13 protein-coding genes, 3 tRNA genes and 1 rRNA gene are annotated in these 12609 nt (G+C 46.5%); 4 read left to right on the forward strand and 13 right to left on the reverse strand.

The window, feature by feature from the left end; genetic code table 11:
* The first annotated feature begins 151 nt into the window (after positions 1 to 151).
* Positions 152 to 325 carry a DUF362 domain-containing protein gene (locus DWX28_RS04440; RefSeq protein WP_022214912.1) on the forward strand — a complete coding sequence of 58 codons (174 nt, stop codon included), beginning with the start codon at positions 152 to 154 and terminating at the stop codon, positions 323 to 325.
* 41 nt (positions 326 to 366) lie between these two features.
* Here the strand turns inward: DWX28_RS04440 and DWX28_RS04445 are convergent, their stop codons facing one another.
* The 7 genes from DWX28_RS04445 to rpsF form a co-directional block, all read right to left on the reverse strand.
* Positions 367 to 894 (reverse strand): MerR family transcriptional regulator, encoded by a 528-nt coding sequence (locus tag DWX28_RS04445; RefSeq protein ID WP_022214911.1) that lies wholly within the window; start codon positions 892 to 894, stop codon positions 367 to 369.
* Positions 895 to 1060: 166 nt separating this feature from the next.
* Positions 1061 to 2389, reverse strand: coding sequence for a replicative DNA helicase (dnaB, locus tag DWX28_RS04450; protein ID WP_022214910.1), 1329 nt, complete (start codon positions 2387 to 2389; stop codon positions 1061 to 1063).
* Between the two features lie 17 nt (positions 2390 to 2406).
* Positions 2407 to 2853: a 50S ribosomal protein L9 gene (rplI, locus tag DWX28_RS04455; RefSeq protein WP_022214909.1), complete on the reverse strand. Its 447-nt coding sequence runs from the start codon at positions 2851 to 2853 to the stop codon at positions 2407 to 2409.
* Positions 2850 to 4904 (reverse strand): DHH family phosphoesterase, encoded by a 2055-nt coding sequence (locus tag DWX28_RS04460; protein WP_118251979.1) that lies wholly within the window; start codon positions 4902 to 4904, stop codon positions 2850 to 2852. The genes rplI and DWX28_RS04460 overlap by 4 nt, the downstream gene beginning before the upstream one ends.
* A gap of 200 nt (positions 4905 to 5104) precedes the next feature.
* Positions 5105 to 5368 (reverse strand): 30S ribosomal protein S18, encoded by a 264-nt coding sequence (rpsR, locus tag DWX28_RS04465; protein ID WP_005427218.1) that lies wholly within the window; start codon positions 5366 to 5368, stop codon positions 5105 to 5107.
* A 32-nt stretch (positions 5369 to 5400) separates the two neighbouring features.
* Complete coding sequence (locus DWX28_RS04470) at positions 5401 to 5859, reverse strand: single-stranded DNA-binding protein (protein ID WP_118251963.1); 459 nt, start codon at positions 5857 to 5859, stop codon at positions 5401 to 5403.
* Between the two features lie 73 nt (positions 5860 to 5932).
* On the reverse strand, positions 5933 to 6220 hold the full coding sequence (gene rpsF, locus DWX28_RS04475; RefSeq protein WP_118251964.1) for a 30S ribosomal protein S6: 288 nt from the start codon (positions 6218 to 6220) through the stop codon (positions 5933 to 5935).
* Between the two features lie 286 nt (positions 6221 to 6506).
* Between rpsF and DWX28_RS04480 the strand changes: the two genes are divergently transcribed.
* The 3 genes from DWX28_RS04480 (at position 6507) to DWX28_RS04490 (ending at position 10430) form a co-directional block, all read left to right on the forward strand.
* Positions 6507 to 7796 carry an L-cysteine desulfidase family protein gene (locus DWX28_RS04480; RefSeq protein ID WP_118251965.1) on the forward strand — a complete coding sequence of 430 codons (1290 nt, stop codon included), beginning with the start codon at positions 6507 to 6509 and terminating at the stop codon, positions 7794 to 7796.
* Between the two features lie 35 nt (positions 7797 to 7831).
* Positions 7832 to 9055 (forward strand): dicarboxylate/amino acid:cation symporter, encoded by a 1224-nt coding sequence (locus DWX28_RS04485; protein ID WP_118251966.1) that lies wholly within the window; start codon positions 7832 to 7834, stop codon positions 9053 to 9055.
* A gap of 112 nt (positions 9056 to 9167) precedes the next feature.
* Positions 9168 to 10430 (forward strand): dihydroorotase, encoded by a 1263-nt coding sequence (locus DWX28_RS04490; protein ID WP_118251967.1) that lies wholly within the window; start codon positions 9168 to 9170, stop codon positions 10428 to 10430.
* On the opposite strand, the gene DWX28_RS20730 is transcribed toward DWX28_RS04490, so the two are convergent.
* From DWX28_RS20730 to DWX28_RS04520, 6 genes are all read right to left on the reverse strand, one after another.
* A complete protein-coding gene (locus DWX28_RS20730; RefSeq protein ID WP_330417615.1) occupies positions 10360 to 10752 on the reverse strand; it encodes a hypothetical protein in 393 nt (130 codons plus the stop codon). The genes DWX28_RS04490 and DWX28_RS20730 overlap by 71 nt on opposite strands.
* A 240-nt stretch (positions 10753 to 10992) precedes the next feature.
* Positions 10993 to 11925: a bile acid:sodium symporter family protein gene (locus tag DWX28_RS04500; protein ID WP_022213274.1), complete on the reverse strand. Its 933-nt coding sequence runs from the start codon at positions 11923 to 11925 to the stop codon at positions 10993 to 10995.
* Between the two features lie 122 nt (positions 11926 to 12047).
* Positions 12048 to 12118, reverse strand: a tRNA-Cys gene (locus DWX28_RS04505).
* 27 nt (positions 12119 to 12145) lie between these two features.
* Positions 12146 to 12217, reverse strand: a tRNA-Glu gene (locus DWX28_RS04510).
* Between the two features lie 37 nt (positions 12218 to 12254).
* A tRNA-Asn gene (locus tag DWX28_RS04515) sits at positions 12255 to 12327 on the reverse strand.
* 72 nt (positions 12328 to 12399) lie between these two features.
* Positions 12400 to 12609, reverse strand: a 23S ribosomal RNA gene (locus tag DWX28_RS04520); the annotation flags it as partial.

Consider the following 12609-nt stretch of genomic DNA (forward strand, 5'->3'; position numbering starts at 1 on the left):
CACCAGTACGCAACGCCCGACATCAAAAAAACTGTACATAATTTATAAAAATTTGTTTATAAATTAATACTTGTATTCTTGCCGGATATATATTAGAATAGCCTTATGGATACCTGTAAAGGGTACGAAAGATATAAAGGAGGATATCATTATGGCATACGTAATTTCTGACGATTGTGTAAGCTGCGGAACATGTGCAGCAGAATGCCCAGCAGAGGCTATTTCTGAGGGCGCAGAGCATTTCGAGATTGATGCTGATGCATGTCTTGACTGCGGAACATGTGCAGATGCCTGTCCAACCGAAGCTATTCACCCAGCTGAATAAGCTTCATACAGACAGAATTGAGAGAAGCTGTAGCAATTATGCTACAGCTTCTTTTTTTGTCTTTTTTCAACAGTTGCCGCGGCTTCTTTCCTTGCCATCTGCTGTCTGCGGATTGCAAGATCCAGAGAGCGGCATCTCTCTTCATCTTCGCTTTCATTCTGAAGCTTCAGTTCCTGCGCGATCAGACGCTCGAGGATCGTCTGGAATTCCAGGATCTTCTCATCATTGTCCTTATGTGGATCTTCTATGATCTCTTCTGTCACAACTTCTTCTTTGTCCGGCGGTATTTCCACCATCTCTCCTTCCAGGAGTTTCGTTCGGCTTTCTGTGGAGCCTGGTGCTGTCCGGGCAAGTTTCGGGATCAGCTCGCGGATTGCGCGGAGCTGGAGTCCACGCTTCTTCAGTTCTTTTATATTCATAAAAAGCTGAATATCATATCCGGTGTAATAGCGATGACCAAGTTCGTTCCGGTGAATCCGCAGTTCCAGTTCTTCTTCCCAGTACCGCAGGACATACGACTTCACTCCGGTCATCTCCACTGCCTGTCTGACGGTATACCTCGTTTCCATGGCGGTGCACCTCCCTATGAAATTCATCACCTATCATTATAAGCAGGAATCCCGGTAAATTCAACGAAAACCGTTTGACAGAACTTCACAGGATTTCCTGATAAATCACAAAAAAACAGACATAGAGATAAAATATTGCTACTTTCATCTCTATGTCTGTTTAATTTTACTTCTTCATATTTACAAACTGCGTATATCTTGGCAGCCATACCAGTTCGATGGTTCCGATCGGGCCGTTTCGCTGTTTGGCGATGATGACTTCGGCAATGTCTTTCTTCTCTGTGTCCTTGTGATAGTAATCATCTCGGTACAGGAACATTACCACATCGGCATCCTGCTCGATCGCTCCAGATTCTCGAAGGTCTGAGAGCATCGGTCTGTGGTCCGGGCGCTGCTCTACTGCACGGCTTAACTGTGACAGTGCAATGACCGGAACATCCAGCTCTCGTGCCAGAGCCTTGAGCGAACGAGAAATATCAGAGATCTCCTGCTGTCTGGAATCACTCTTGCCACTTCCACTCATCAACTGAAGGTAGTCGATCATGATGATTCCAAGATTATGCTCGAGCTTATATTTCCTGCATTTGGAACGCATCTCCGCAATACTGATCCCCGGTGTATCGTCAATGATCAGGTTGGAACGCCCAATGATATCTGCTCCCTCTACCAGCTTCGTCCAGTCCTCATCCTTGAGGTTACCTGTACGCATATTCTGGGAATCCACATGGGATTCCATCGCCAGCAGACGGTTCACGAGCTGTTCCTTGGACATTTCCAGACTGAAGATCGCAACGGTGACATCCTTGCGGAACGCCATATACTGTGCGATATTCAGAACGAACGCCGTCTTTCCCATGGAAGGACGGGCCGCGATCAGCACCAGGTCTGACGGATGCATACCGGAGGTCTTGTAATCCAGATCGATAAAACCTGTCGGGATTCCTGTAACGCTGCCCTTGAGTTTGGATGCTTTCTCGATATTATTGATCGCATTCAGGACAACCTGCTGGATCGGGACGTAATCTCCGCCCACCGTTCTCTGGAGGATATTGAATAATTTCTTCTCTGCTTCCTCCATGATCGTCTCTGTGCTGTCCTTCTCAAGATAGCAGGCATTCTCCACTTCCTCCGTCGCACGAATCAGTTTACGGAGTTGTGCCTTGTCACTTACGATATTGGCGTAATATTTGACATTCGCGGAAGTCGGAACTGCTTCGAGAAGTTCCCTCACATACTCCATACTGCTGATATCCGGTGGAACATCCTTCTCCTTCAGACGATTCTGAAGTGTGATCGTATCAACCGGCTTGCCCTCATTACAGAGCTCCACCATCGCATCAAAGATGATACCATACTGGTTCTGATAAAAATCGTCGCTGGTAAGGATTTCTGATGCCACGAGGATCGCATCACGGTCAAGAAGCATGGAACCGATCACCGACTGCTCTGCCTCGATACTGTGAGGCAGGATACGCTTTATCAGTGCTTCTTCCATTTAGTTTCTCCCGGCACTTACGCCTCTTTGATCCATACTTTCAGGCTTCCTGTTACCTTCGGGTGAAGTTTGACCGGAACCTGTGTAACGCCCAGGTTTCTGATCGGGCTTGGAAGCTGAAGTTTCTTTTTGTCGATATCCAGACCAAGCTGTGATTTGGCAGCTTCGGAAATTTCCTTGGTAGATACGGAACCGAAGGTTCTTCCGCCCTCTCCTACTTTCAGTGTGAGGATGATCTCCTTTGTCTCGAGATCTTTGGCAAAAGCCTGTGCTGCTTCCAGGTTTTCCTGTGCTACCTTGGCTGCATTTGCCTTCTGAAGTTTCAGATCATTCAGGTTCTTCGGAGTTGCTTCCAGACCGAGTTTCTTCGGAATGATCATGTTTCTTGCATATCCGTCACTGACATTAACGATTTCGCCTTTTTTTCCAAGAGATTTGACATCTTCCAATAAAATTACTTTCATTTCTTGTTTTCTTCCTCCTGATATAACTCATCAATGATTTCTTTTAACATATCTTCTACTTCGTCGATCGGACGTTTTACCTGGGCTCCGGCGATATTGATGTGACCGCCGCCGCCAAGTTTCTCCATCATAACCTGGACATTGACTTCATCGATCGCACGGGCACTGACATAAACTTCTTTGTTATATGTTGTAAGTACAAATGAAGCCTTGACTCCGGCAATATTCAAAAGTTCATTGGCCGCCTGTGCACCGACAACAGTAGGGCTCTCAAGTCCCTTGCTCGGGCATTTCGCGATGGCAAAGCAGCCACGGTAGATCTCAGCAGTACGCACTGCTTCTGCCCTTGCCTTATAAGAATCAATGTTGTCACGGAGCATCTTGCGCACTCTGGTCATATCTGCTCCGGAACGACGCAGGAATGCTGCTGCCTCGAAGGTACGCACTCCGGCTCTTGTGATAAAGTTGTTCGTGTCAATCATGATCCCGGCATAAATACAGTCTGCCTCGATGTTGCGCAGACGCAGATCGTCTGAAAAATACTGCAGGATCTCCGCTACCATCTCACAGGTGGAGGAAGCATACGGCTCTACATAGGACAGGACTGCATTCTGGATGACCTCATTGCCTCTGCGGTGATGATCCAGAACAACGATCGTCCTGGTCATGTAGAGAAGTTCCTCACATTCTGTATAGCTTGGTTTATTGGTATCTACAACGACTACTACCGTATTATCATCTACAAGCTCCATCGCCTGGTTTCGGTCGATGAACATGGACGGCTCATAGTCCGGGTTGTTCATATATCCTGCCATCAGCGGACGGATGGATGTAGACGGGTCATTCACTACGATATGGACCGGTTTGCCAAGTGTCTTACCTGCACGGTAGATACCGATGGCCGCTCCAAGTGCATCGACATCTGTGATCTTGTGTCCCATGACTACAACGCGCTCCTTGGTGCTCATAAACTCCTTGAGGGCCTGCGCCTTGACACGCGCCTTGACACGGGTGGTCTTCTCCATCTGCTGTGCCTTGCCGCCATAGTAAGTGATCTTGTCGCCATTCTTGATCACGACCTGATCGCCGCCTCGTCCAAGTGCCATCTCGATCGCGATACGGGAATATTCATAATCCTGAAGATAAGTAGCGGCATTCAGTCCGACACCGATACTTAAGGTCACATTCATCTCATTACCGATATTTACGGTCTTGACTTCCTCGAGAATATGGAACTTCTGCTCCTTGAGTGCCTCAAGAGAACTCTGTCTCATGATCAGGAAATACTTGTCCTTCTCCAGCTTACGTACCAGACCATCATAGTTGGAAAAATATTTAGTGATCTTTCTGTCGATCAGAGCGATCAGAAGAGAACGTCTTACATCCTCCACACTCTCCAGTGCTTCCTCGTAGTTGTCGAGATATGCCAGTGCAACTACCAGTTTGTTGTCCTCATTCGCCTGAATATAATCCTTAAGTTCTGTCTCGTCATAGAGATACATGGCGATCAGGCTGGTGCTGTCCGGGATATCCATCAGAAGTTTCGATGGTGCCACGGATTCTCCAAGGAGGACTCTCTGCATGGATACACGATAAATGTGCTCTCCAAACTGTGTACTGATCTCTGTGATTTCTCTGTCAGGTCCTGTCGGAAGCTTGTCTGCTGTGATGTCTGCAAAAATCGTATTGACATTTTTGCGGTAGAACTGATCCCTGCCGGTGATCTGTGAGAATACCTTGTTGGACCAGATCATCCTTCCCTGCATATCCATTACTGCATATGGAAGAGCAAACTCCTCCAGAACCCTTTTTTCCAGAAATTCATACTGGCTGGCAAAAGCTATCAGATCATTGAACATCAGTGGCCGATGGTAAAAGAGCAGCCCGATCGCTGCACCTACATACAGAATGATTCCCATTGTAACCACTATTCCGGCTTTGATGCTGATCACATACACCAGAACGTTCAAAGCTATCAGCAGAACAGACAAATACAGAGGCCAGCGTGCAAGATGCTTCAGATGACCTTTTAGTTTTAATTTTCCACTCATAACATTCTTTACCATTCTTTTTATAATTTTTTCAAGATGCTATCTGCTATTATAGCAGATTTCTATACATTTTACCATATGAATGTCAATAATCGTGTTTTATAAGCGTTTTATTGAATAAAAAAAGCTGCCATTCGTCTGCGGTCCACATGCAAATGCTTGTCCGACAGATTCATGGCAGCCTGATGTTCAACTAAAAATTAGTCCTGAACGTATGGCATCATGGAAAGATGACGTGCTCTCTTAACAGCAACAGTCAGAGCTCTCTGATGTTTTGCACAGTTTCCTGTGATTCTTCTCGGAAGGATCTTACCTCTCTCAGAAACATATTTTCTGAGTTTTGCTACATCCTTGTAATCGATCTCATTGTTTTCTTTACCGCAGAATACACAAACTTTTTTTCTTCTGCGTCCGCCTCTTCTTTTCATAGGAGAGTCCGGTCTTTCGCCTCTATTGTAAGCCATGATGGTTTCCTCCTTATATAATTTCTTTCAGTTTAATTAAATGGAAGTTCTTCGTCGATTCCGTCCGGAATGTTCATAAATCCGTCAGCAGATGCTGAAACAGGATTCGGCATGGATGGTGCAGACGGTGCACTCTGCTGAGGATGTGATGCTGCATAGCTGTCACTGGATGCTTTGCTCTCGGCAAATTCCTGCTCCTCAACAACAACTTCTGTTGTGTAAACCTTCTGTCCTTCTCTGTTGGTGTAGCTTCCGGTCTGGATACGACCGCTCACTACGATCCTGATGCCCTGATGGAAGTACTTCTCTGCGAATTCCGCGCCACGTCCGAATACTACACAGCTAATAAAATCAGCGGTCGCCTCGCCGTCACGACGAAATCTTCTGTCTACTGCCAATGTGTATCTTGCAATTGCCAGTGCGTTTTCTCCTGCGGAATATCTCACCTCAGGATCTCTTGTTAAGCGTCCCATTAAAATTACTTTGTTCATTGTAATACCTCTTTCTTCTTAGTGAGTGAACGGGTTTCTTAATGGTGCTTTCTAAAATCCATCTGTAAAAAGATTATGCGTCTTTACGAACGACTAAGTATCTTAATACGTTGTCCATGATGCGTACATGTCTTTCTACTTCTGCCGGACACTGTGCGTCTGCTTCAAACTGAATGAAATAGTAGAAGCCTTCATGCATTTTCTGAATTTCGTAAGCTAATTTCTTCTTACCCCATTCTTCTACTTCTGTGACGTTTCCGTTGTAACGAGCGATGTAAGCTTTTGCTTTCTCTACTACTGCATCGCGAACTTCGTCTTCAACTTTAGCGCTCACAACTAATGCTAATTCGTACTTGTTCATGCTTTCTTACCTCCTTATGGTCTTTAAGGCCCTCTGCCTGTTACAGAGAGCAAGGATATGAAAATATATCACACAGCTAAGTATTCTAACATAGGAATTTGTGCTTGTAAAGTATTTTTTTGTCGAAACACAAACTTTTTTTGAAAATTTTTTTATTTCCAATAAATACCAACTAACTCGGTTTTATTTTTGTCGTTATTTTGCATAAAGCATTGTATTATTTGTCGAAATAGACTATACTATCTGCACAAACGCATTCGCGTGATCAATGGAAAGGAGAAAAACTATGGACTCTGCATTATATGCAAACTATCTGAACATCCTGAAACAGGAGCTTGTTCCTGCCCTTGGATGTACAGAACCGATCGCCATTGCCTATGCAGCGGCAAAAGCCCGGCAGGTCCTCGGAGAGTTCCCGGAGCATGTGGAAATGCACCTGAGTGGCAACATCATCAAGAATGTCAAGGGGGTCACTGTTCCCAATTCCGGCGGACTCAAAGGAATCGATGTAGCGGCAGTTCTTGGTATCGTCGGCGGTAATGCTGACCGTGCCCTTGAGGTACTCAGTGAAGTCACCCCTGAAGATATTGCCAGGACCCGCAAGCTCATCGCACAGAAAGTCTGTTCCTGTACCCTGGTCGAAGATGTTGATAATCTTTTTATCACAGCCATCGTTACCAGTGGTGAGCACACCGCTTCTGTCACGATCGAGCATCAGCACACCAACATCACAAGGATTGAGAAGGACGGCGAGGTGATCCTTGACAATCCTTATCAGTCTGCTGTCACAGCAACCGTTGACAAATCTCTTCTTACAGTGAAGGATATCCTGGATTTTGCCGATCAGGTCAGAATGGAGGATATCCAGCCGACCATCGACCGTCAGATCAAAATGAATTCTGCGATCGCACAGGAGGGGCTTGACAACAACTATGGTGCACAGATCGGCAAGACACTGATGCATGTATGGGGCAAAGGTGTCACCACGAGAGCCTGTGCCAGAGCTGCTGCCGGAAGCGATGCACGTATGGGCGGCTGTTCCATGCCGGTTGTCATCAACTCCGGAAGTGGAAACCAGGGAATGACGGTTTCACTTCCTGTCATCGTCTTTGCCGACGAATGGGAAGTTTCGCACGAGAAACTCTGCCGTTCTCTCGTTGTCAGCAACCTGATCGCCATCCACCAGAAATATTATATAGGAAGTCTTTCCGCTTACTGCGGTGCAGTCAGTGCTGCCTGCGGTGCCGGTGCAGGGATCACCTATATGTACGGCGGAACTTATCAGCAGGTTTCTCTGACGATCATCAACACGCTTGGAAATGTAGGCGGTATCGTCTGTGACGGTGCCAAACCATCCTGCGCTGCCAAGATCGCATCTTCCGTCGATGCGGCTCTGATGGCATTCCAGCTCAGCATCCAGAACAAGAGCTTTCTGCCAGGCGAGGGTATCATCAAGGATGATATTGAGGAAACGATCAAGAGCATGGGCTATATCGGACGTGTGGGAATGCGCGCTACCGATACGGAAATTCTCAATGTCATGATTGACCAGGCAGATATCGATCAGGACTGCTGAAATTTATTCAAACTTTTACAGGGGGGATCAAATCCATGAAAAAAAACAGTTTTTTTACCAGCCTGCCTTTTAAACTTCTGGTAGGCGTTGTACTCGGCATTATCGCAGGACTTATCCTTAGCAGTACAGATTCTTCTTCTGTCACTATGGCAATCCTGAATATTGTCGTTACTCTGAAATATGTCCTTGGGCAGCTTATCAACTTCTGTGTACCGCTGATCATCATCGGCTTTATCGCACCTTCCATCACCAAACTCGGAAACAGTGCTTCCCGCATGCTTGGTGTTGCTCTGGTGATCGCTTACGTTTCTTCCATCGGCGCAGCCCTGTTTTCTGTTGCAGCCGGCTATACGCTGATCCCGCATCTTTCTATCGTGACAAACGTAGAAGGACTGAAAGAGCTTCCGGAAGTCGTATTTGAACTTTCTATCCCGCAGATCATGTCCGTTATGAGTGCACTTGTATTCTCCATCATGGTTGGTCTTGCCGCTACCTGGAACAAAGCAAAACTCATCACAGGACTCCTTGATGAATTCCAGAAGATCGTCCTTTCCATCGTATCAAAGATCATCATTCCGATCCTTCCATTCTTCATCGGACTGACTTTCTGCGGACTGGCATATGAAGGTTCTATCACCAAACAGCTTCCTGTATTCCTCAAAGTCATCATCATCGTGCTGATCGGCCACTTTATCTGGATGACACTTCTGTATGTCCTCGCAGGTGCATACTCTCACGAAAATCCATGGGAAGTTGTACGCCACTACGGTCCTGCATACCTTACTGCAGTCGGAACCATGTCCTCTGCTGCCACTCTCGCCGTTGCATTACAGTGTGCAGGCAAGGCAAAGCCGCTTCGTAAAGATATGGTGCAGTTCGGTGTTCCGCTTTTTGCCAACATCCATCTGTGCGGTTCCGTTCTGACAGAAGTTTTCTTCTGTATGACGATCTCCAAGATGCTCTACGGTTCCATCCCGTCTCCGGGAACCATGGTCCTGTTCTGCCTGCTTCTTGGAATCTTCGCTCTGGGCGCTCCTGGTGTTCCTGGCGGTACTGTTATGGCATCACTTGGTATCATCACCGGTGTCCTTGGCTTCAATGAAACAGGAACAGCTCTGATGCTTACTATCTTTGCTCTTCAGGACAGCTTTGGTACAGCCTGCAACGTAACAGGCGACGGTGCCCTGACCCTGATCCTTACAGGATATGCAAAGAAACACAATATCAAAGAACAGCATATTGATACTGTAGATCTTTAATTAAGTAGTATTTCTAATAATTATTCCGAAACCGGAGGGTTCTGTCGACTTGACAAAGCTCTCCGGTTTCTTCTATACTGATTTTAATATTTTCCGTCAGGAGGGCAAAATTATGCTTTTGAAAAATGGTCATCTTATTGATCCTGCTACAAAAACCAACGAACCTGTGGACATCCGCGTTGAGAACGGAACGATCGTCGAACTCGGAAAAGATCTTTCTGCCAAAGATAATGAAGAAGTTCTTGATCTTTCCGGTCTGACTGTCGCACCGGGACTTGTTGATACACATGTACATTTCCGTGACCCGGGACTTACTTACAAAGAAGATATCCATACCGGTTCCCTTGCCGCGGCAAAAGGCGGTTTTACCTCCGTCATCTGCATGGCAAACACCAAACCTACTGTTGACTCCGTAGGCACGCTCAAAGACATCCTTACACGTGCCCAGGACGAAAACATACATATCTATCAGACTGCCTCCGTCTCCTACGGCTTAAGCGGCGAAAAAATGACAAATTTCGATGCCCTGGCAGATGCCGGTGCCTGCGGATTTACCGATGACGGGATCCCGCTTCTCGATGCCACTTTCTGCTATGAAGCAATGTGTAAAGCTGCTGAACTTCATATGCCGATCAGTCTACACGAAGAAGACAAAGCATTCATCACCAATAACGGAATCAACGCCGGAGAAACATCTGCCAGGCTTGGTGTCGTCGGTTCACCTGCGATCGCCGAGGAAGTGATGGTTGCCCGTGACTGTATGCTTGCCCTTCGAAGCGGTGCCGCTGTCGTAATCCAGCATATCAGTTCCGGAAACTCCGTAGAGCTTGTCCGCACAGCGAAAAAACTCGGTGCTGACATCCACGCAGAGGCAACCCCGCATCACTTCACACTTACAGAGGAAGCACTTCTTGAGCACGGTACACTTGCCAAGATGAATCCGCCTCTCCGCACCGAAAAAGACCGCCAGGAGATCATTCAGGGTCTCAAAGACGGCACGATCGACCTGATCGCCACCGACCACGCTCCACACAGTACTGAAGAAAAATCCAGGCCTCTCACAGAAGCCCCAAGCGGTATCACAGGCCTTGAAACTTCTCTTGGTCTTGGCATCACTTCCCTTGTAAAGCCAGGATATCTCACTCTGACAGAGCTTCTGGAAAAAATGACCTGCAATCCGGCTTCTCTCTACAAACTTCCGGGCGGCAGTATCCAGGCAGGCGCTCCTGCTGATTTCGTGATCTTTGATCCTGATGAAAAATGGACCGTTACAGACTTTGCCTCCAAAGCCTCCAACAGCCCATTCAAAGGCGCAGAACTTTATGGAAAGATCCATTACACGATCTGCAATGGAAAGATCGTTTATCGTGGATAAATAAATTATTTTCGGCAAAAAATCTCCCCCGGTGCAGCGGTCCTGCTGTCCTGCCGGGGGAAATTTTTATTTGCTCTGAAATTGCAACTTCCAGTGCCTGTTTGCCTGAGCCGCCGTGAGACTGTGTCACTTCCACCTCCTGTCCTGTCTGTTCTTTCCAGTGCTCTGCAAATACCTTATTGTACTGCTCATATAATTCTCTGGTCGGATCGTAGGATACGTTTGTGATCTCCACCTTATCTGCCGCCCACACTGCTGATGTGCCTGCGATGTTTGCTCCAAGAACTGCCGCGAGTCCTAATGCTAAAAGTCTTTTTTTCATAATACTCTTCCTCTCTTTCCTGTATGGTTTCGTGTTGTGTTTTGCTGTGACACTATAAAACCATATTTTCTGCGAGAAAGAAATCATAAGATCAGAAAACGATGTCTTTTTCTACGTAAAAAACTGCAAGATCCAGTTGTTTTTGAACTGAAATCTTGCAGTTTTTCGTGTATTTTTGCTTATTGAGGTTTATTTTGTGAAAACGTTATCCGTATTTATTTTGTTGGGTTCTGAGACACTTTATTTGTTTTTTGTCAGCATTTTTCCTGAAATCGCCGCGAGAATCTGCTGAAAAAGGGTTCCGATCATGACTGGATATACGACTTCACTTGGGAAGTAAGCTACCGCAAGGACAGCTCCTGTACTGATGTTTCGCATGCCGGTTCCGTATACCATGGAAATGGTCGTCTTCTGATCCTGATGTGTCAGTTTGGCGATGAGCCAGCCAAGGAAGTAACCGCCTGCCGCCAGTACAAGGATCGCTACCGCTACCGCAACGCGCTGTAAATTCATCTGGCGGATATATGGTGCTACTTTAGATGAATTTGAAGTCACGACAAACATCAGTGCCATCTTGGAAAAAGGTGCCAGTTTCTTTGGCCAGGTTTCCATGACTTTTCCGTGGCTCAGTTGGTTCAGACACATTGCTGCGACTGCCGGCAAAGCCACCATATAGAGCAGTTCTTTCATCATGCCCCCAACATCAATTGATACATTGGAACCGATCAGAAAATGCAGGGTAAAGGGAATGATAAACGGTGCAAGAACCGTGTCGATCACGACCAGTGAAAGTGACAGGGAACTGTTTCCATCAAAGATCGATACCCACATCATACTGGCGACTGCTGTCGGAATCGAAAACTCCAGTACCATTCCCGTGATCAGGTTCATATTATTCGGAAACAGCAGATGTCCCATCCCGTAGGCCGCTGCCGGGATCGCTATATGAAGCATAAGCATGATCGTGATCAAACTTCCGGGATTACGGATCACATTTGCCACATCCCGGAACCTGGACTTCAATGCTCCTGTGAATGTCATAAATGCAAATACATATGTCACATATGGAAGGCCATGTTTCGCAATATCCGGAAAACACACTCCTACCAGCAAACATAACGGCGTAACAAAAGCCATCCATTTCTCTATAAATTTATTAAATCTGTCCAGCATTATATTTCCCCTCTCTCGTTACATTATAAGAAGATTATAGCATATCGCTTTTGTGTGATGAAGTCCGTAAAATATTTATATACGCAAAAAAGTCCAGAGCATTAAACTCTGGACTCTGGTAGAGGTGCCACCCGGATTTGAACCGGGGATAGAGGTGTTGCAGACCTTTGCCTTACCACTTGGCTATGGCACCATATTTAATTGTTTCCTTAAAGGAAAGTGACTCCAAGGGGATTTGAACCCCTGTTACCGCCGTGAAAGGGCGGTGTCTTAACCGCTTGACCATGGAGCCAATTCTATTGCTATCGGCTCTAGGTCCGAAAAGCTAACTCCCCCTGTTGGACTCGAACCAACGACACTGCGGTTAACAGCCGCATGCTCTACCGACTGAGCTAAGGAGGACTATTAAAAGATATATCGTATCTTCAAAACCACATACATGTTGACTAAGCAATTATATCATAACCAAGCTTGTTGGTCAAGCCCTCACCCTATTAGTAGCAGTCAGCTCCATGTGTTACCACACTTCCACCCCTGCCCTATCAACCTCGTCGTCTTCAAGGGGGTTTACTCCTTTCGGATGGGATATCTCATCTTGAGGGGGGCTTCACGCTTAGATGCCTTCAGCGTTTATCCCTTCCGGGCTTGGCTACCCGGCTATAGACTTGGCAGTCTAACCGGTGC

The sequence above is a fragment of the Blautia sp. AF19-10LB genome (assembly GCF_003461245.1).
Lineage (GTDB): Bacteria > Bacillota > Clostridia > Lachnospirales > Lachnospiraceae > Blautia_A > Blautia_A intestinihominis.

Bases quoted from the DNA above. Each gene is read 5' to 3' on its own strand.
- dnaB (WP_022214910.1), bottom strand. From the start codon at position 2,389: ATGGAAGAAGCACTGATAAAGCGTATCCTGCCTCACAGTATCGAGGCA.
- DWX28_RS04500 (WP_022213274.1), bottom strand. From the start codon at position 11,925: ATGCTGGACAGATTTAATAAATTTATAGAGAAATGGATGGCTTTTGTT.
- DWX28_RS04480 (WP_118251965.1), top strand. From the start codon at position 6,507: ATGGACTCTGCATTATATGCAAACTATCTGAACATCCTGAAACAGGAG.
- DWX28_RS04460 (WP_118251979.1), bottom strand. From the start codon at position 4,904: ATGAGTGGAAAATTAAAACTAAAAGGTCATCTGAAGCATCTTGCACGC.
- DWX28_RS04490 (WP_118251967.1), top strand. From the start codon at position 9,168: ATGCTTTTGAAAAATGGTCATCTTATTGATCCTGCTACAAAAACCAAC.
- rplI (WP_022214909.1), bottom strand. From the start codon at position 2,853: ATGAAAGTAATTTTATTGGAAGATGTCAAATCTCTTGGAAAAAAAGGC.
- DWX28_RS04485 (WP_118251966.1), top strand. From the start codon at position 7,832: ATGAAAAAAAACAGTTTTTTTACCAGCCTGCCTTTTAAACTTCTGGTA.
- rpsF (WP_118251964.1), bottom strand. From the start codon at position 6,220: ATGAACAAGTACGAATTAGCATTAGTTGTGAGCGCTAAAGTTGAAGAC.
- DWX28_RS20730 (WP_330417615.1), bottom strand. From the start codon at position 10,752: ATGAAAAAAAGACTTTTAGCATTAGGACTCGCGGCAGTTCTTGGAGCA.
- DWX28_RS04470 (WP_118251963.1), bottom strand. From the start codon at position 5,859: ATGAACAAAGTAATTTTAATGGGACGCTTAACAAGAGATCCTGAGGTG.
- rpsR (WP_005427218.1), bottom strand. From the start codon at position 5,368: ATGGCTTACAATAGAGGCGAAAGACCGGACTCTCCTATGAAAAGAAGA.
- DWX28_RS04445 (WP_022214911.1), bottom strand. From the start codon at position 894: ATGGAAACGAGGTATACCGTCAGACAGGCAGTGGAGATGACCGGAGTG.
- DWX28_RS04440 (WP_022214912.1), top strand. From the start codon at position 152: ATGGCATACGTAATTTCTGACGATTGTGTAAGCTGCGGAACATGTGCA.